Annotated in this window: 15 protein-coding genes; 2 read left to right on the plus strand and 13 right to left on the minus strand. The window is 48.7% G+C overall.

Annotated elements, in window-relative coordinates:
- Nucleotides 1–19: 19 nt before the first annotated feature.
- Nucleotides 20–2,242: a DNA helicase PcrA gene (gene pcrA / locus BMW43_RS06955; protein WP_091745148.1), complete on the minus strand. Its 2,223-nt coding sequence runs from the start codon at nucleotides 2,240–2,242 to the stop codon at nucleotides 20–22.
- A 363-nt stretch (nucleotides 2,243–2,605) separates the two neighbouring features.
- Nucleotides 2,606–4,243, minus strand: coding sequence for a putative manganese-dependent inorganic diphosphatase (locus tag BMW43_RS06960; RefSeq protein ID WP_091745149.1), 1,638 nt, complete (start codon nucleotides 4,241–4,243; stop codon nucleotides 2,606–2,608).
- A gap of 246 nt (nucleotides 4,244–4,489) precedes the next feature.
- Here BMW43_RS06960 and BMW43_RS06965 point away from each other — a divergent pair, with 246 nt between their 5' ends.
- Together BMW43_RS06965 and BMW43_RS06970 are read left to right on the plus strand one after the other, a co-directional pair.
- A complete protein-coding gene (locus tag BMW43_RS06965; RefSeq protein WP_091745150.1) occupies nucleotides 4,490–5,701 on the plus strand; it encodes a putative DNA modification/repair radical SAM protein in 1,212 nt (403 codons plus the stop codon).
- Nucleotides 5,664–6,506: a DUF4130 domain-containing protein gene (locus BMW43_RS06970; RefSeq protein ID WP_177173492.1), complete on the plus strand. Its 843-nt coding sequence runs from the start codon at nucleotides 5,664–5,666 to the stop codon at nucleotides 6,504–6,506. The genes BMW43_RS06965 and BMW43_RS06970 overlap by 38 nt, the downstream gene beginning before the upstream one ends.
- Here the strand turns inward: BMW43_RS06970 and BMW43_RS06975 are convergent.
- From BMW43_RS06975 to hisG, 11 genes are all read right to left on the minus strand, one after another.
- Complete coding sequence (locus tag BMW43_RS06975; protein WP_091745154.1) at nucleotides 6,436–7,641, minus strand: divergent polysaccharide deacetylase family protein; 1,206 nt, start codon at nucleotides 7,639–7,641, stop codon at nucleotides 6,436–6,438. The genes BMW43_RS06970 and BMW43_RS06975 overlap by 71 nt on opposite strands.
- 294 nt (nucleotides 7,642–7,935) lie before the next feature.
- Nucleotides 7,936–9,657 (minus strand): phosphoenolpyruvate--protein phosphotransferase, encoded by a 1,722-nt coding sequence (gene ptsP / locus BMW43_RS06980; protein ID WP_091745156.1) that lies wholly within the window; start codon nucleotides 9,655–9,657, stop codon nucleotides 7,936–7,938.
- A 46-nt stretch (nucleotides 9,658–9,703) separates the two neighbouring features.
- Nucleotides 9,704–9,967 carry an HPr family phosphocarrier protein gene (locus BMW43_RS06985; RefSeq protein WP_091745158.1) on the minus strand — a complete coding sequence of 88 codons (264 nt, stop codon included), beginning with the start codon at nucleotides 9,965–9,967 and terminating at the stop codon, nucleotides 9,704–9,706.
- Nucleotides 9,968–10,185: 218 nt separating this feature from the next.
- Nucleotides 10,186–12,240, minus strand: coding sequence for a sigma 54-interacting transcriptional regulator (locus BMW43_RS06990; RefSeq protein ID WP_091745160.1), 2,055 nt, complete (start codon nucleotides 12,238–12,240; stop codon nucleotides 10,186–10,188).
- A 222-nt stretch (nucleotides 12,241–12,462) separates the two neighbouring features.
- Nucleotides 12,463–13,116, minus strand: coding sequence for a bifunctional phosphoribosyl-AMP cyclohydrolase/phosphoribosyl-ATP diphosphatase HisIE (gene hisIE / locus BMW43_RS06995; protein WP_091745162.1), 654 nt, complete (start codon nucleotides 13,114–13,116; stop codon nucleotides 12,463–12,465).
- Nucleotides 13,113–13,871: an imidazole glycerol phosphate synthase subunit HisF gene (hisF, locus tag BMW43_RS07000; protein ID WP_091745164.1), complete on the minus strand. Its 759-nt coding sequence runs from the start codon at nucleotides 13,869–13,871 to the stop codon at nucleotides 13,113–13,115. Before hisF ends, hisIE begins: the two co-directional genes overlap by 4 nt.
- 4 nt (nucleotides 13,872–13,875) lie before the next feature.
- Nucleotides 13,876–14,604 (minus strand): 1-(5-phosphoribosyl)-5-[(5-phosphoribosylamino)methylideneamino]imidazole-4-carboxamide isomerase, encoded by a 729-nt coding sequence (gene hisA / locus BMW43_RS07005; protein WP_091745166.1) that lies wholly within the window; start codon nucleotides 14,602–14,604, stop codon nucleotides 13,876–13,878.
- A gap of 24 nt (nucleotides 14,605–14,628) precedes the next feature.
- On the minus strand, nucleotides 14,629–15,237 hold the full coding sequence (gene hisH / locus BMW43_RS07010; protein ID WP_091745168.1) for an imidazole glycerol phosphate synthase subunit HisH: 609 nt from the start codon (nucleotides 15,235–15,237) through the stop codon (nucleotides 14,629–14,631).
- Between the two features lie 14 nt (nucleotides 15,238–15,251).
- Nucleotides 15,252–15,839, minus strand: a complete 588-nt coding sequence (gene hisB, locus BMW43_RS07015) for an imidazoleglycerol-phosphate dehydratase HisB (RefSeq protein ID WP_091745170.1) — start codon at nucleotides 15,837–15,839, stop codon at nucleotides 15,252–15,254.
- A gap of 27 nt (nucleotides 15,840–15,866) precedes the next feature.
- Entirely contained in the window at nucleotides 15,867–17,204 is a 1,338-nt protein-coding gene (hisD, locus tag BMW43_RS07020; protein WP_091745172.1) for a histidinol dehydrogenase, read from the minus strand.
- Nucleotides 17,201–17,866 (minus strand): ATP phosphoribosyltransferase, encoded by a 666-nt coding sequence (hisG, locus tag BMW43_RS07025; RefSeq protein WP_091745174.1) that lies wholly within the window; start codon nucleotides 17,864–17,866, stop codon nucleotides 17,201–17,203. Before hisG ends, hisD begins: the two co-directional genes overlap by 4 nt.
- Between the last annotated feature and the right edge of the window lie 46 nt (nucleotides 17,867–17,912).

Here is a 17,912-nt window from a genome sequence, read left to right on the forward strand (position 1 = left end):
TCACTCCTAGTTATATCACTTACACTTTATAAATCGGTGCAAATTTGGTCATTAGCTGTTTAATTCCCTGATTAGGAAAGGCAATTTTCAATTCCTGTCCCTCACCGCTGCCGCGTACCTCCACAACAGTGCCAATCCCCCATTTGCCATGCTGAACTTTGTCGCCGGCCTGCCAATTAGCTGCCGTCTGCTGTCCGCCGGTCTGAGGTAAAGGCTGCCGCACCATCGGGGGAGCAGCGGCAGGCATAGCCGTTCGCTGCACACCAAAACTGCCTTGCCGGGCATACCCACTGTCGTACCGTTCCATTTTGCGCTGTTGCCGCTCCAGCATCTGGGGCGGAATTTCCAGTAAAAACCGCGACGGAGGATACATGGTGGTCCTTCCGTAAATGGTACGCATCCGCGCATTGGATAAATATAACTTTCTCCTGGCCCGGGTTATTCCCACATAGCAAATGCGCCGTTCCTCTTCGATTTCACTTTCATTCATCAAGGTCCGGGCATGAGGAAAGATCCCTTCCTCCATACCACACAGGAATACAACCGGAAACTCCAGTCCCTTGGCTGAATGCAACGTCATCAGAGTTACCCTTGCCTCCTCCAGCTCCGCCGTATCAATATCGGAAACCAGTGAAACATGGCTTAAGAAGTTTTCCAGTGTATTATCCTCTTCGCCGGCAGCAAATTCTTTGGCTACCGACAGCAGTTCCCGCAAGTTCTCCAGTCGGGCTTCGTCCTGCGGCGTATGTTCCTTTTCCAGTTCGGCAATATATCCGGTCTCATCCATGACCTTTTCGATCAATTGAACTACCGGCAATTGACCGGCTGCCGCCATAAGGTTAAAGATCAGCTCCGCCAGGTTCTCCAGCGGGCGCTTGGCCCGGGCGGTCAGATCAGGCACCAGATCGGGATTGCTGATCACATCAAACAGACTCATCCCGTGCTGTACGGCGTAGTCATTAAGACGGGCAATGCTGGTTTCACCAATGCCGCGGCGGGGTACATTGATAATCCTGAGCAGGCTGATTGTATCGGCAGGATTAAAAATAACCTTCAAATAGGCCAGCATATCTTTAATCTCTTTACGGTCATAAAATTTCAGACCGCCGACCATGGTGTACGCAATACCGGCTTTCATAAAGGCCTCTTCCACGACCCGCGACTGCGCATTGGTCCGGTAGAGCACGGCCATATCCCCATAAGAGACATGCTGTGCGGTATTCAATGTCATCATAGTATCTGCAATAAATTGAGCTTCATCACGTTCATCGTGGGCCAAATAATAGGAAATTGAATCCCCCTTCGGATTATCTGTCCACAGCGACTTGGGTTTGCGCTCCGTATTGTTTTCAATAACCGCATTGGCGGCATCAAGAATCGTTTGCGTTGACCGGTAGTTCTGCTCCAGTTTGATAGTGACGGCCTCCGGATAATCCTGCTCAAAATCCATAATATTGCGGATATCGGCGCCCCGCCAAGCATAAATACTTTGGTCTGCATCACCAACTACGCAGATATTCCGGTGCTTTTCAGCCAGGAAGCGAGCCAGCAAATACTGGGCACGGTTTGTATCCTGATATTCGTCAATCATGATGTACTGGAATTTCTGCTGATATTTTTCCCGGACTTCCTCGTTTTGCTCCAAGAGCTGCACCGACAGCATCAGTAAATCATCAAAATCCACAGCGTTATTGTTAAGCAGCTTCTGCTGGTATAATTCGTATACTTCAGCTACTTTCTGCGCATAGAAGGTATCAGCTTCTTTGGCAAATTTCCGGGCATCAATCAGCCCGTTTTTCGCATTGGAAATTGCCGACTGAATCGCCCCCGGCGTATACTGTTTTTCATCCAGATTCAGTTCTTTCAGGCACATCTTAACCAGCGCCTGTGTATCGCCGCTGTCATAAATAACAAAATTCTTCTTGTATCTTACCAGGTTCTCGATTTCCATGCGCAGAAACCGGGCACAAAAGGCGTGAAAGGTGCTCAGCCAGATATCGCGGGCCGTACTGCCTACCATGTTGTACACCCGTTCTTTCATTTCAGCTGCCGCCTTATTGGTAAAGGTAATCGCCAGAATGTTCCAGGGTGCCACCCCCTGCTGCAGTAAATAGGCAATCCGGCAGGTTAATACCTTGGTTTTTCCCGATCCGGCGCCGGCCATGATCAGCAGCGGACCGCTAACATGTGTTGCGGCCGAAGCCTGCGCGGGATTAAGTTGATCAATAATATGGTTCGTCATGTATTCCTCCACTATGCAGTTCCTTAGACTTAATTTAAGTTCTCCATCTTGGGCCTATTCCCTTTTTACCGAAAAAAATCCTCAGCTTGGTTAGAGCATGTCTTCAAACTGTTCGGAATGATCCCTGACAGCGCTTTCTTGCCATACTTTGTTAAACCTTTTTTTAAAATAGAGCTATTCCTGCAAAATTTAGCGTGCTCTTTAACTTATACCTCGTCTGGCGCAGAAATTACTACTCGCCATTGACCATTCACTAATTGTGAAGACACACCCTACAAAAATTACGCTGGATAAATGTTTTTCCATTTATCCAGCGCATAAGCCTGTCTATGTTTGCAGCAATACTCAGGGCATGTCTTCAAATTACAAAAACTTTTCCCTGGCCGCCTCCGACAACGGCGGAATAATTTGTTTTTTCCGGGACATGACGCCCGGCAGGTAAAGTAGTTCCTCGCCCTCGCCACTGCCGAAAGCTTCCGCAATCAGTACACTCTGCTTACCGCTATATAACAGATAAGTTCCTTCTTTAATAATATCGGTGATCATGAACAACACAATGTCATAATGCCCCCGGTGGCACATGCTTTCCATATCCTCTTCAATCTGTTCCCTGGCTCCCAGAATTTCTTCCGGGTCAAGCACCGACAACTGAGCTACAGCCACGCGGTATTCACCGATCTGGAATTCCTTTACATCATAACGCAGCAACTCCGAAACCGTCATATCGCCCAGCCTGGTACCGGCCCGCAGCACGGCCATGCCAAACTCCTCCAGATTAAGTCCGGCCAACACAGCCAATTTCTCCGCTGTATCCCGGTCTTTCGGCGTGGCGGTCGGTGATTTAAACAACATAGTGTCAGAAATAATGGCTGCCATTAAAAGTCCGGCAATCTTCGGAGGAATTTCAACGTCACGATGCCACAGCATGTTGGCAACAATAGTAGCCGTGCAGCCCACCGGTTCATGACGGATAAAAATCGGTTCACTTGTCCGCAGCCCGCCAAGACGGTGATGGTCAATAATTTCAATAATTTTAGCTTCCTCGATTCCCTCCACCGCTTGACTCTGTTCATTATGATCGACTAGAATGACTTTCTCCTTAGTCTTGTTAAGCAGATGATCTCTGGTAATATAGCCAATCAGCTTTCCATGATCCAGCACGGGATAACTTCGGTAATTGGTGCTGGCCATGACCTTTTTCACATCGCTTAACAGGTCGTCGGACCGGAAGGATATGATTTTCTTCTGCATAATCATCCGAACCGGTATACTCTGGTTGATCAACCGGGCGCAAGTGTATGTATCATAGGGCGAACGGATAATAATGACGCCCTGCTTGTTGGCTGCGTCGATTACTTCTTCTTCCACCGCCCGCTCACTGGTCACAATCAGGCAGGCAACCCCTTTTTGGATGCACGCCATTTGGGCGTCAAAATTATTGGATACCAGCATAATATCGCCCGGACAGGCAATATTCAAGATGGTAAAAATCCTGGCTGCTGCAATGCGGACTTCGCCTTCCACCTTGCGTTCCAAATTCTTACCGCAAATGACTTCCCCGTCAAGTGCTCGCTGTACACCATAGAAATCAACTTCGCCTTGTGCCAAATCTTGCATTTCCACTTCTTCGAAATACCGGTTAGCCAGATCACCGGCAGAAACTACACCCACCAGTTTCTGCTCATCGTCAATAACGGCAATTGATTTCAGTTTGTTTTGCTTCATACTATTACCCAGTTCACGCAGCGTTGCTTTGGGGTGAATCGAAACACTGTTATAGCTCATTACATCTTTTACCCGTGGGTATAGATCGCTGATCAGCTTAGGCGGTTCCACGCCGAGCGTCTCCAGGACAAACTTGGTTTCCGTATTGATTTTTCCGGCCCTTGCCGCAATAACATCGGCTCCTAAAGCTTCCTTTAGAAATGCATAGCCAATCGCCGAGCATATGGAATCGGTATCCGGATTGCGGTGCCCTATTATATAAATTGGTTTAGACAAGCTATCACCTCATTCTATTTTTCTTTGCTATTATTTGACGTAGTTTTGCGCTTTTCCTATAAAAAATTTGTATTGTCCATAAAAATGCAGAATCTTTTTAGATTCAGTATACCCTGTGTCAATCAGGAAAAGCAATAGCAAACAAACGTTTGCCAAACACTTGTTCGTGTTGTATACTAAGTATATCAGGCTACCAGCCGGCAACAGTACCGGCTTTAACCAGACCACAGAACAAAAGGTGAGAACATGGAAAATAAATTAAAGCTTTTAGGCGAAAGTGCCAAATATGATGTGTGCGCTTCCACCTCGTCCCAGAACAACCGGTTTAAAAACACCGCTATAGGACGCAGTCTGCCTAGCGGTGTCTGTCACTCGTTTACTCCGGACGGACGATGTATTTCCCTGTTCAAAGTATTATTAACCAATTATTGCGAGAAAGATTGCGCCTACTGCCCCAACCGGACAGCCCGCGATATTCCCCGAACCGCCTTCCGGGCGGAGGAACTGGCCGGTTTATTTATGGATTTCTATCGCCGTAACTATGTGGAAGGCCTGTTCTTGAGTTCCGGTATCCTTCATTCGACCTCACGCACGATGGGCGAAATAATCAAGGTTGCCGAACTGCTGCGCAATCATTATCGCTTTGGCGGTTACATTCATCTTAAAATACTGCCCGGTTCCAGCGAAAGTGAAATCCAGGCCGCCGCTGCGGTTGCCAATCGGATCTCCCTCAATATGGAAGCCCCGACAGCAGTCCATCTGGCCCGACTCAGCCACAGCAAACAATTTGACGCTGAACTGTTGTCAGGCATGTCCGCCATCAGCAAGCAAATAACAGCAACAAAAGGAGTAACCCATTCCACTCAATACATCGTAGGTGCTGCTGGTGAATCTGACCGGGATATTATAGGTTCTGTCAACCGGCTCTACCGTGATTATCGACTGCAGCGGGCTTACTTCAGCGCCTTCCAACCCGTAAGCGGTACACCGCTGGCCGATATTGCACCGGCTCCTTTATTGCGCGAAAACCGACTGTACCAATCGGATTTTCTGCTGCGTTTTTATAACTTTACCTTAGATGATCTGGTCTTTGAAAATGACGGCAACTTCGATCTGCAGATGGACCCCAAACTCGCTTATGCCCTGCACCATCCGGACCTGTTTCCGCTGGAAATTAACAAGGCCTCGTACCACAATCTGCTGAAAATTCCCGGCATTGGCCCCAAGTCAGCCGCTACCATCACCAAAGTACGCCGGGAGCATCGTTTTGCCGACCCAACAGAATTGAAGCATGCCGGTATTGTCCTAAAACGGGCTCTGCCATTTATCACTGTCAATGGCCGTTATTTCGGCAGTTTTACCATGCTTAGCCGGCCCCGCAAGGCGGTCTACGAACAACTTAATCTCTGGGGGGATTCCCGTGATCTTTTGCTCACCGACACCGGCTTCCATCATTAAGGCTGCATTGCTGGCAAAACTACATAACGACCTTCCCTGTATCAAAGGGGAAGAAACCTGTCTTGGTTTATTTGCCCTTACCGAAAGTCATGATGCCAACCGTTTTTCACTGCGTGATTTAATCGAACAACTGCAGTTGTCCTGCGGCCTTCAGGCCGATTGGCTTGCTACAGACTCCGTGCGAACCTTGCTTCGCCATATCAATGCCAATTTACGTTACGGCGCAGCCGACCGGTCGGCCGTGATCTTTGCCGCCGTGGAACAGGCACTTGTTTACGGGCCGGCCTATACTTTATGCGGCATTGGCGATATCAGCCGGATTTTCGTCCTGCGCACCCGCGCCGTTGCCCATGAAATACATCGGATGACCGGCTTTATCCGTTTTTCTCCCGGTGAGAATAACCGGACCTTAATCGCCGTACCTCAATTATTCCATCAAACAGCCGATTTAATTCTTGAAAGACTAGCCGCCCGCTATCCCGGTCACAAACTGGTTTTCCTCCTCGACGATCGAGCTCTCGTACTGGAAAATAAGGCAATCACCTGCGAGTCGGTTGACCACTATCAGCCCTATGTGGCCCAGGACAATTTTAAAGAACTGTGGGAGACTTACTACCGTTCTCAATATATCACGACCCGCAAAAATATCAAATTAGCCAGCCGGGTCATTCCTAAGAAATACTGGTCCTGGCTGGCTGAGGGAAAAATTCTTGCCCAGGAAGCCGGTGAGTCTGCTAAGACAGCAGTTCCGATGCAAAAACCAGACGGATTCCCTTGGCCTCCAGCTCCGGAATCATTTCCTTAATTGCGGTGGCCGTATGAAGGCGGGCATGACCGATCACAGTAACCGCGCCATAACGCAGTGCCATATTGGCCGCCGTACGAATTTGCTGTTTTATGGCATCCACTTCATTGTTGTTATCCAGGAAAAGATCATTAGAAGTGGTTCTTATCCCCAGGGGACCGGCTACGTCTATCGCCACCGACTTACTAGTTGTCCGGCTATCCAAAAAGAATAGACCATGTTCTTTGACCACACCCAAAACCTGGCTCATCACCCGCTTATCAGCCGTCGCTCTGGAACCCTGATGATTGTTTACACCGATAATTCCCGGTATGGAACGGATTGCCTGATCAGCCGTATTCCGTATTTCCTCATCACTCATCTGTACGGTAATTGTGGTGGCCTCAGATTGTTCACTGGCCGCCAGCGGTTCCATCGGCAGATGCAAAATCAATTGCCGGTCTGACCGGCTGCCTGCTTGTGCCGCTTCATTGCTATACATCCGATAAGGCAAAATGGCAAAAGTCAACGGACGGTCAATGGTTGCATAGGCCGTGATCGGCTCCCGGGCGTAACCAAAATCATCAACAACGATCGCCATCCGCGCCCTGGTCGGTTTTGGCTGTGGTTCAGTTGCTTTAACCTGCGGTTTTGGCATATTAACCAAATAAAGCTGATCGGTAATGCAGGTAATTGTTTCGTTATCCACCTTGCTTTGCAAACCAATATCCAAACGAGTAGCCTCATATCCTTGATATTGGTCGGCCTTTCGTTCAATGATTTTAGCCGGAATGCTTTGTACCGCCTCTGCCAAGGCCGTCTCCAGCTTTTTCGCCGTCGCTTCGTCGGCAACTTTAACCAGGGCCTTACGCTGTGACCAGCTAACAGCTCCTTCGGTTCCCTGCAGCTTTGTCCGCTGCTCGCCTTCCTGCTCGGCCTCAGCCTGCAGACCCGCGGCGGCAAGGGCATTGTTCACGGCCACGTGAATCTTATGGGCAGTTGCCGAAAAGTCCACTGTACCGCCAGCTCCTGACCTTTTTATTTCATAGGACTTATCTTGCTGCCGCTGGTGACTATTCTGGAAATAAAGAAACCCGGCAAGGCAAATGAAGCATAAAATTCCGCCGATCCATACTATACGTGTCCTGCGTCTCATCTCTAACGACTCCTTCTGCGCAATTGTCTATGTCGCCTACGCGTCAAAGCTGCCACCTGATTTCTTATTAGGTTTCCCTGCCAGTAAAATAAATCCTGCTTAAAAGCAAGGGGAAGCTTCCTGTTTTTGTGAAGAATGCCGCAAACTTTCCGCCTAGAACGCTGCGTACCTCGTCAGCCTTAAGATATTAGTAGCTGATCTATCGTATAGTATGAGAAATTTTGTATCTTTTGTTCCACGCAAAAAGAAAGAAGTCATTGCAAAATGCAATGACTTCTCTGTTTGCATAGATAATTATTTATGTTTTACCGTGAATTTCTTGCGGAGATAATCTCTTACTTCATCGGCATCGTTCATAGCCAGGACTTCGTCAAGAATTTGCTTGCACTGTTCCGACGAAAGCTTCCGGACAATTTCTTTAACACGTGGTATAGCCGGAGCGCTCATACTCAATTCATCCATACCCATAGCTACCAGTAAAGCGGTTGCCAGCGGGTCGCCAGCCATTTCGCCGCACATGCCGGCCCAAATACCATGATCATGGGCTGCCTTAATGGTGTTGGCAATCAGTTTTAATACTGCTGGATGGAATTGATTGTACAGCGGACTTACCTGCACATTGCCGCGGTCAACAGCCAGGGTGTATTGAACCAAATCATTGGTGCCAATACTGAAGAAGTCGCATTCCTTAGCCAGCAAATCGGCCGTAACAGCCGCCGCGGGGGTTTCAATCATAATGCCCACCGGCACGTTGTCGGCAAACTCTTTACCTTCTTTTCTCAGCTCTTCTTTGGCCTGTTCAAGAAACGCTTTTGCCTTGCGAATTTCACCGATACCGATAACCATCGGCAGCATAATGGCAATCTGGCCATATACAGCAGCCCGCAATAAAGCTTTTAACTGCGGAATAAATACGTCAGGACGCTGCAGGCTGATACGCAATGCCCGGTAACCCAGGAACGGGTTTTCTTCCTCTTCTACCTGAAGATAGGGCAGCGGTTTGTCGCCACCGATATCCATGGTACGAATAACGCAAATGTGCTCGCCGCATTTTTCAGCAACTTGTTTATATGCGTTAAATTGTTCTTCTTCGGTCGGAATGTTTTCACGGCCCATGAACAAGAACTCGGTACGGAATAAGCCGATCCCTTCACAACCAAATTTCAAGGAGTTATCCATATCGGCCGGACCGCCAATGTTAGCCGCCAACTGCACTTTGACACCATCGGTCGTAACTGCCGGAAGCTTAACATTTTCAAGGTCACGACGCCGTTGTTCCTGCTGTTCTTCCAGCATAGTTTTATATTCGGACAGGCGCTCCTGATCAGGCGAAAGAATAACCTCACCGGAATAGCCGTCAAGAATAATCTGTTCACCATCGGTGATATCACCAAGGAATTCAGCCAAACCTACCACGGTGACTAAGCCGCGGGACTTGGCGATAATAACCGCATGAGAGGTCGTACTGCCTGTGCCTAGAATAACCCCTTGCACTTTCTCAATCGGAATGTCGGCCATGACGGACGGTTCGATTTCGGCGGCACATAAAATAATCGGTTCATCACCGAACTCTACGCCTTTAATCCCGAGAATGTGCCGGACAACCCGCTTGCTGACATCACGGACATCGGCTGCCCGTTCTTTAAAGTACTCGTTATTCATCGACTCAAACATCGATGCGTATTCTTCTCCGGAAGCCAGCATCGCGCGCGGCGCTGACATGGATTTCTCAATCCGGTCAAAAATACTGGTTTCAAACACAGGATCATTCAATATTTGAATATGTGCTTCCATAATAGCAGCCTGGTTTTCCTCGTCGGCTTTATGCGCTTTATCAACAATCTTTTGTATTTCTTCTGTTGCAATTACTATGGAAGCTTTTAGTTTTTCAATTTCTTCAGCAGGCGTACCTGCATTATAGCTGTCAAGATAAGCTGTCAAATCCGTTGTTAAAATTTTTACTTGACCTACTGCAACGCCCGTTACTACACCTTTACCATGTAAAACTTTAGCCACAACCAGACCTGCCTTTCAAACATTAATTTAACATTCCCAAAGATGATTATTCGCCGAAATTGCTGTCAACCAATTTTTTCAATGCAGCCAGACATTCCTTTTCATCCGGACCGTCTACCGATACATTGATCGTAGTTCCCTTGGTTACGCCCATAGCCATTACAGACAGAATGCTTTTGCCATCGGCAGTTTTGCTGTTTGCTTCGATTTTCACTTTGCTTTTGAAGCTGGAGGAAGTTTTTACGAATTGAGCAGCCGGTCTTGCATGCAATCCTGCAGGGTTGTTAATTGTCATTTTTGCTTGTACCATAATGATCATTCTCCTTTTATCTTTTCATTTATTATTAGCGATAAGCATACGGGGAGAATCCTTGGTTACACTTTCCCCAATTCATCACCTCAATATTCATATGCAAAAACCATGCCAATCGCACGACCCCAGTTCCCACAAAGGTTTTACTGACAGCGAACCATCATCTTGGTAAAAAGTATCAACTCTTTTTTTCTTTGTTGATACTTTTTACTAGGTTACCCCTTTTTCTCCCAAAGAATATTCTTTTCAATCCCATATTTTTGGGCTTTAGCGGCTACCGTTTTGTGAGTAAGCCCCAGCGCCTTAGCAGCGGCATTGTAACTTCCATACTTTCTTAAGGCCATTTGAATAATCTGCTTCTCGTATTCCTCCCAGGGAAGTATACTTTCCTGGGAAAAAGCATGGTCGATCAAAGTTGTGGCTGATGAAACATTTTCCCGCAAATAGATAGGAAGGTCACGGCTTTCTATATATTTGCCATCGGTTAAGGTTATGGCTCGTTCAATGATATTTTCCAGTTCCCGTACGTTGCCTGGCCATCGATACTGTAGCAACACCTCCAGTGCATCCTGTCTAATTCCTTTTATTTCTTTGTTGATTTCACCATTTATTTTATCAATAAAATGTTCAATCAACATAGGAATATCTTCCTTACGCTCCCGCAGCGACGGCAAAAGAATGGGTATGACGTTCAGGCGGTAATATAAATCTTCCCGGAACTCACCAGCAGCCACCATCTCCTCCAAATTCCGGTTGGTCGCCGCAATAATCCTGACATCCACCTTAAAGATATCTTCGCCACCCACCCGGCCAATTTCCTTCTCCTGAATGACACGCAGCAGCTTGGCCTGCATGTTTTTTTCCATTTCCCCGATTTCATCCAAAAAGATAGTGCCTTTATGGGCCAGTTCAAACTTCCCAAGTTTCTTTTTTATGGCACCGGTAAAAGCGCCCCGTTCATGACCAAACAGTTCGCTTTCCAGCAAAGTGGCCGGTATGGCCGCGCAATTCACCCGGATAAACGGTCCACCGGCCCTGATGCTGGCGCAGTGAATGCCCTCCGCCACCAGTTCCTTCCCTGTGCCGCTTTCCCCGCGGATCAACACCGTGGCCAGCCCTTCAGACGCTTTGGCAGCAACCGCCAGGGCATCGAGAGCCTTGCCGCTACGACCAATAAATTTGGCAAAAGCACGGGCCGGTCTTTTAATACGCCATAGTTCCTGTTCCAGATATTCAGCTCTGGCTGAAACGCGGTTTAATTTTTCCACCAGACCCTGCACCTCGGAAACATCTTTAACAATCGAAACGGCGCCGTCCACTTCGCCGTCCACGACAATGGGATTTACATTAGCCACAATGGTGACGCCATTGTGTTTGGTACTAATGCTGCCCAATACCTGTTCCCCCGTATTAAGCACCTTGTTACGGGCGCCCTTGGGCGATATAATCTCAATGCTGTGATTGACAAGATCTTCTCTCGCTTCACCGACAATTCGCAAGTAGGACGGATTTACATAGGTAATATAGCCGTCTTTATCCAATACGCAGATACCGTCATGCACCGACTCCAGGACCAACTGCAGCTTTTCCTTTAACTGCTTGACTTCCCGCAGCTCTCCCGCCGTTTTTTCCATCGCCGAAATATCCTCAAAAATGGCGACTACACCCTTTGATTGACCGTTGACGATAATCGGGCTGCGGTTGGTCACAATAATGGAATTGCCGATCAATTGGCGACAGCCCAACTCAGGTTCCATCTTTTTATTGACAATATGCATCCGGGAACCGGGTATGATCTCACAAACCGAATTGCCGATTGCCTCCACTGCGGCAATTCCCATGATTTTTTCAGCCGCCGGGTTAAAAATAGTAATAATATCGTTTTCATCGGTAACCACCAGACCATTGGCCATGCAGCTAAATACCTGTTCTGCCGTAAAGGTATTTTCATGGATCAGGTTGTCCACCTGCGTAAACGTGCGAAAATCGGCAATCTGAAAATCGCTCTCCAGAAAACCGACCATTTCATTCACCGCCGCCTCAGCCAAAGCCCCCTCGCCGGATACTTGAACAACATCGCCTACCTTAATCCGCAGCGATACAATCAGCATTAGACTGCTGGCTGTCACCTTCTCCCGGCCCGGGCAGTGCAAATATAACGGTACGTTATATTTGTTCTTTATTTCATAGGATTTTTGCACAACCATCGCGGCAACTCTGGCATGGAGCCCGCTTTTATGCTTAATAACAGCTTTTTTTATAATATACAAACTTCCACCTCCGTCTCCATTCTTATTATCAGCCTATTTTGCAAAAATATCGTCGATAATAAGCTGTGTGGAAACAGGTCATTTTCCAGCTAAATAATTGTGTTATAGCCACCATGAGCTATATATCTTCGACGGCTGCGCTCAATTTCCTCTCACAGGGCCGCTCTATCCATCAAAAAGAAAATAAGTGCAGCTTCTGTCGAAGCCGCACCCAAAGGCCTGTTATTTTCTTCTTTTTTGCAGTTCCGCCAATAATTCACTGGGGCCAATATTATGATAGCCCAGCAGCACCAGACAATGGTACCACAAGTCGGCCATTTCGTACAGAATTTCCTCTTTACTGTTATTTTTGGAAGCAATAATGGTTTCCGCACTCTCTTCGCCGACTTTTTTCAGGATTTTATCCTGCCCTTTAGTGAAAAGATAGTTGGTGTACGAGCCTTCTTTCGGATTTTCTTTCCGGTCCATAATAACCCCGTACAACTCATGCAAAACAGTGGAAACCGATTGTCCGTATACCTTGCTTGTATCAACCAGCGCTTTCACCTCTGTCGTGCCGCCCAGCTTCCGGCTAAAGCAGGAATAGGTTCCTTCATGACAGGCGACACCTGTTTGTTCCGCCTTAACCAGCAATGTATCAGCATCACAGTCATAATAAATATCCTTAACAGTTTGAATATGCCCCGAGGTTTCCCCTTTTTGCCACAAACGGTTCCGGCTGCGGCTGTAAAACCAGGTGACACCGGTGGTCAGCGTTTTTTCAAGCGCTTCCTGATTCATATAGGCCAGCATCAGAACCTCATTAGTGGCTACATCCTGAATAATGGCCGGCACCAGTCCCTGCTCATTAAAACGAATCATTGTAATGTCGATCATAATCGTACCTCCACGCCTCTGGATTTCAAATATTCCTTCACCTGACGTACAGTAAACTGTCCATAGTGAAAAACGGAAGCAGCCAGCACCGCATCGGCCCGGCCGGCGGTAAGAACCTCATAAAAATGCTCCAGCTCTCCGGCACCGCCGGAAGCGATGACAGGCACATCAACGGCCAATGACACCGCTCTGGTCAGGGCAATATCATAGCCATCCTTGGTTCCGTCTTTATCCATGCTGGTCAACAGAATTTCTCCGGCTCCCAGTGCGACTGCCTGTTTAACCCATTCCAAAGCATCAATCCCGGTCGGCGTACGCCCGCCGTTAATAAATACTTCCCAGGCATCCGGTCCGGTCTGTCTGGCATCCACCGCCAGCACAATGCACTGGCTGCCGAAACGTTTTGCTCCTTCTTCAATCAAACCGGGATTTTTAATGGCCGCCGTGTTGAGAGATACTTTGTCGGCGCCGGCCTTCAGCATTCGTCGAATGTCTTCTACCGTTCTGATGCCGCCACCCACAGTAAAGGGAATGAATACCTGCGACGCCGTATTCTCAACGACCTGCACCATGGTGTTACGTTCCTCGTGGGAAGCAGTAATGTCCAGAAATACCAATTCATCGGCTATTTCCTTATCATAAATGCCGGCCAATTCCACCGGGTCACCGGCATCGCGCAATTGCACAAAATTGGTTCCTTTAACCACCCGGCCGTCCTTCACATCCAGACAGGGAATGATTCTCTTTGTATACATGCGTTCACTCTCCCCGCGCGACTTTTAGCGCTTCCGTCAAGCTTAGCTTGCCTGTGTAAATAGCCTTGCCGACGATAACGCCTTCCACACCCGCCGCCTCAGCTTCTTTTACGGCAATAATATCCGCCAGACCGCTTACACCACCGGAAGCAATGACCGGAATCGCCGCCGCCTTAGCCAGCGAGCAGGTCGACGGAACATTCACCCCGGCCAGCGTACCGTCACGGGATATATCGGTATAGATGATCCGTGCCACACCAACGGCGGCCATTCGCTTCGCCAGTTCCTCCGCCTGGATGCCGCCGGTAACACCCCAGCCTTCTACAGCTACCTGTCCGTCCCGCGCGTCAATACCAACAACGACACGGTCGCCATATAGCCGGCAGGCTTCTTTTACCAGGTCCGGCTGCCGGACGGCAATGGAACCCAAAATTACCCTGGCCACACCTTTATCAAAAAGAGTCTCCATATAATCAAGCGTACGAATACCGCCGCCTAATTGCACCGGAATATCCACCGCCTTGACAATCGCCGCAACAAGGTCCAGGTTTACGGCTTTTCCTTCCAAAGCGCCGTCCAAATCCACCACATGCAAATACTCCGCTCCTTCACGCAACCAACGCAGCGCCATATCAACCGGCTGATCGGCAAACACCGTTTCCTGGTCAAACCGCCCCTCTGTCAAACGCACACATTTTCCACCACGAATATCAATCGCCGGAAAAATAAGCATAAACATCTCTCCTTCTATTCCGGTTCAACCTCTATAGGCAACAAAATTTTGCAATATGCTAAGTCCGGTACGGCTGGACTTTTCCGGATGGAACTGAACGGCTTGCACATTACCGCGGCCCACGGCGGCAGTCACCGGACCACCGTATTCAGTCACGGCGGTAATTAGTTCCGGGTCCTCCGGTACAGCCTGAAAGCTGTGAACAAAATAAGTATAGGAAACCTCGTCAAGGCCAGAAAATAAAAAGCTTGGCGTACGGTACTCCAGACTGTTCCAGCCCATTTGCGGAATTTTCATGCCCGGAGCCTGTATCTTGCGGACCATACCCGGAAAAATCCCCAGGCCGGCAACGCCGGGATTTTCTTCACTGCCCTGAAACAATACCTGAAGGCCCAGGCAAATTCCCAGCAGCGGTCTGCCGCTGGCGACCACTGAACGAATCACCTCAACCATGCCACGTTGCTGCAAATTGTGCATACAGTCGCCAAAAGCCCCTACGCCAGGCAGTACGACCTTATCTGCCGCCGCAATAACCCGGGGATCACCGGACACGGTGACGGGCGCGCCCAACTTAACGAATGCTTTTTCCACACTAAAGAGATTTCCCATTCCGTAATCTATGATTGCGATCATCTTCGCGCCTCCTCTTATAGCATCCCTTTGGTGGACATAACTCCTACAATCCGTTCATCCTTCCGGGTTGCCTCATCCAAAGCCCGTCCCAGAGCCTTAAACACAGCTTCTACCATATGATGAGCGTTCTTGCCATACAAAATCCTTACATGCAAGGTTAAGCCTGCGTGCACCGCCAACGCCCGCAGGAATTCTTCCAGCAGTTCGCTGTCAAATTCACCGATTTTAACCGACGGCAGCTCTCCTTCAAAGACCAGGTAAGGCCTGCCGCTAATATCCAGCGAAACCATAGCCAACGCCTCATCCATAGGAACAAACACCGTTCCATAACGCTTGATACCGGCTTTGTCCCCTAAGGCCTTGAGTAAAGCCTGCCCTAATACAATACCGGCATCTTCTACCGAATGATGTCCGTCCACATACAAATCTCCCTGCATGCGGACCGTTAGATCAAATAAACCGTGCCTAGCCCATAATGTCAGCATATGATCGAAAAAGCCAATGCCTGTGGCAATATCGGTTATACCTGAACCGTCAAGCTGGACACTGACGGTAATATCGGTTTCCATTGTTTTACGTGATACGGTTGCTGCACGCTGCATCTATCCATTCCTCCCAACTGCCTTGTCTTATGATCGAATCTGAATCGCCCGGGCATGGGCAGTCAGCCCCTCGGCCTCAGCCAGCCGGATAATGTCCGCGCTGACCGCCGCCAGCGCTTCCGGTGTGTAGGAAATAATACTGGTTTTTTTCATAAAGGTTTCCACATTAAGCACCGAATAGAAGCGAGCTGTTCCGCCGGTTGGCAATACATGGTTAGGTCCGGCAAAGTAATCACCCAGCGGCTCTGGTGAATAGGGGCCCAAAAACACCGCGCCAGCGTGCCGCACATAGGGCAACAGTCGGAAAGGTTCGGCCGTGATGATCTCCAGATGCTCCGGTGCCGATAGATTAGCCAGTTCCATCGCTGCCTGCAGCGTATCGGTTACAACAATCAGGCCGTTTCGTTCCAACGCCAGTGCCGCAATCTCCTTGCGCAGCAACAGTGCCAACTGCTGTTCGACCGCCTGCCGCACTTTATCGGCCAGTTCACGGCTATCGGTAATAACAATGCTGGAGGCCAGCACATCATGCTCGGCCTGGCTGAGCATATCCGCCGCAATATACCGCGGTTCAGCCGTTTGATCGGCAACAATCAGAATTTCACTGGGACCGGCCAGCATATCAATATCGCAATAGCCATAAACAGCTTTCTTCGCCAAGGTCACAAAAATATTGCCCGGACCGGTAATCTTATCCACCTTGGGTATTGTATCCGTACCAAAAGCCAAAGCCGCAACAGCCTGCGCCCCGCCGGCTTTAAAAATCCGGGTGACACCGGCTTCCCGGGCGGCTATCAAATACAGGGGATTTATACTGCCATCCCGGGCAGGCGGCACAACCATGATAATTTCTTTGACTCCGGCCACCGCCGCCGGTACGGCATTCATAACCACCGAAGATGGGTAGGCCGCCGTGCCGCCGGGAACGTACATCCCGACCCGTTCCAGCGGGATACATTTCTGGCCAAGCATCGAGCCGTATTCGCGGGTGGTCAGCCAGGTTTTCGGCAACTGCTCGGCATGAAAGGATTGAACATTTTGTATGGCCTTGCGCAGAGAATTCAGAGTATCGGCATCCACTTGACGATAAGCTGCATCAACTTCCGACTCCTTGATTTCCAGGTCCTGCGCCTCCAGCCTGACTCCATCAATTTTTTCCGTATAAGCAAGCAGTGCTTTGTCGCCTTCCGCCCGGACATCACCGACAATTCGTTCCACCACCTGGGCAGCAGTCAACTCTTCACCAAAAGCGGCAGCAATCCGCGCCTTAGCTTTTTCACCCAATTCCACCGTATCAAAGGCAGGCTTTTTTAACAATGCCTCCAGTTCTACCTCAGTCATCTCGCTGGCAAATACAGTTTTCACTTCACGCCACCTCTCGTGACCAGTTCCTGCAAATCTTTGGTCAATTGATTAATGCGGTCAAATTTCATCTTAAAGCTGACCCGGTTGGCGATAAAACGCGCCGTTGCCGGTTCAATCTGCGCCACTTCGATCAACTGATTCTCCTTTAGCGTACGGCCGGTTTCTACAATATCGACAATCATTTCCGCCAGTCCGACCATCGGCGCCAACTCAATGGAGCCATTTAATTTAATAATTTCCACCTGAATTCCCATACTATGAAAAAAGCGTTCCGCAATATTGGGATATTTCGTCGCCACTCGCATATGGGCATAATCACTGAATTTTTCCTGTTTTAACGCCTGCGGCACAGCCACCATAAGACGGCAATAGCCAAACTTCAAATCAACTAGTTCATATACATGCTTTGCTTCTTCGAGCAGGACATCTTTCCCGATAATTCCGATATCAGCGGCGCCATATTCCACATAAGTCGGTAAATCAGCCGTTTTGGTAATGATAAACTTTATTTTTTTAGCTTCATTTACGATGACAAGTTTACGCGAATTTTCACTCAAACCCTCCGCCGTATAACCCAACTCAGCCAGCAAATTAGCCGAAGGCTCGAACAGCTTTCCCTTGGGCAAGGCAATCGTTAGATATTCCATATCACTGGACGTCATATGCAGTCCCTCCAGATACTTTAGTTATTTAAAGCATTAATATGAT

It is taken from the genome of Propionispora vibrioides, assembly GCF_900110485.1.
GTDB classification, from domain to species: Bacteria; Bacillota; Negativicutes; order Propionisporales; family Propionisporaceae; genus Propionispora; species Propionispora vibrioides.

Bases quoted from the DNA above. Each gene is read 5' to 3' on its own strand.
- hisG (WP_091745174.1), bottom strand. From the start codon at position 17,866: ATGACGTCCAGTGATATGGAATATCTAACGATTGCCTTGCCCAAGGGA.
- hisF (WP_091745164.1), bottom strand. From the start codon at position 13,871: ATGTATACAAAGAGAATCATTCCCTGTCTGGATGTGAAGGACGGCCGG.
- hisH (WP_091745168.1), bottom strand. From the start codon at position 15,237: ATGATCGCAATCATAGATTACGGAATGGGAAATCTCTTTAGTGTGGAA.
- pcrA (WP_091745148.1), bottom strand. From the start codon at position 2,242: ATGACGAACCATATTATTGATCAACTTAATCCCGCGCAGGCTTCGGCC.
- hisB (WP_091745170.1), bottom strand. From the start codon at position 15,839: ATGCAGCGTGCAGCAACCGTATCACGTAAAACAATGGAAACCGATATT.
- BMW43_RS06965 (WP_091745150.1), top strand. From the start codon at position 4,490: ATGGAAAATAAATTAAAGCTTTTAGGCGAAAGTGCCAAATATGATGTG.
- BMW43_RS06985 (WP_091745158.1), bottom strand. From the start codon at position 9,967: ATGGTACAAGCAAAAATGACAATTAACAACCCTGCAGGATTGCATGCA.
- hisA (WP_091745166.1), bottom strand. From the start codon at position 14,604: ATGCTTATTTTTCCGGCGATTGATATTCGTGGTGGAAAATGTGTGCGT.
- hisIE (WP_091745162.1), bottom strand. From the start codon at position 13,116: ATGATCGACATTACAATGATTCGTTTTAATGAGCAGGGACTGGTGCCG.
- BMW43_RS06975 (WP_091745154.1), bottom strand. From the start codon at position 7,641: ATGAGACGCAGGACACGTATAGTATGGATCGGCGGAATTTTATGCTTC.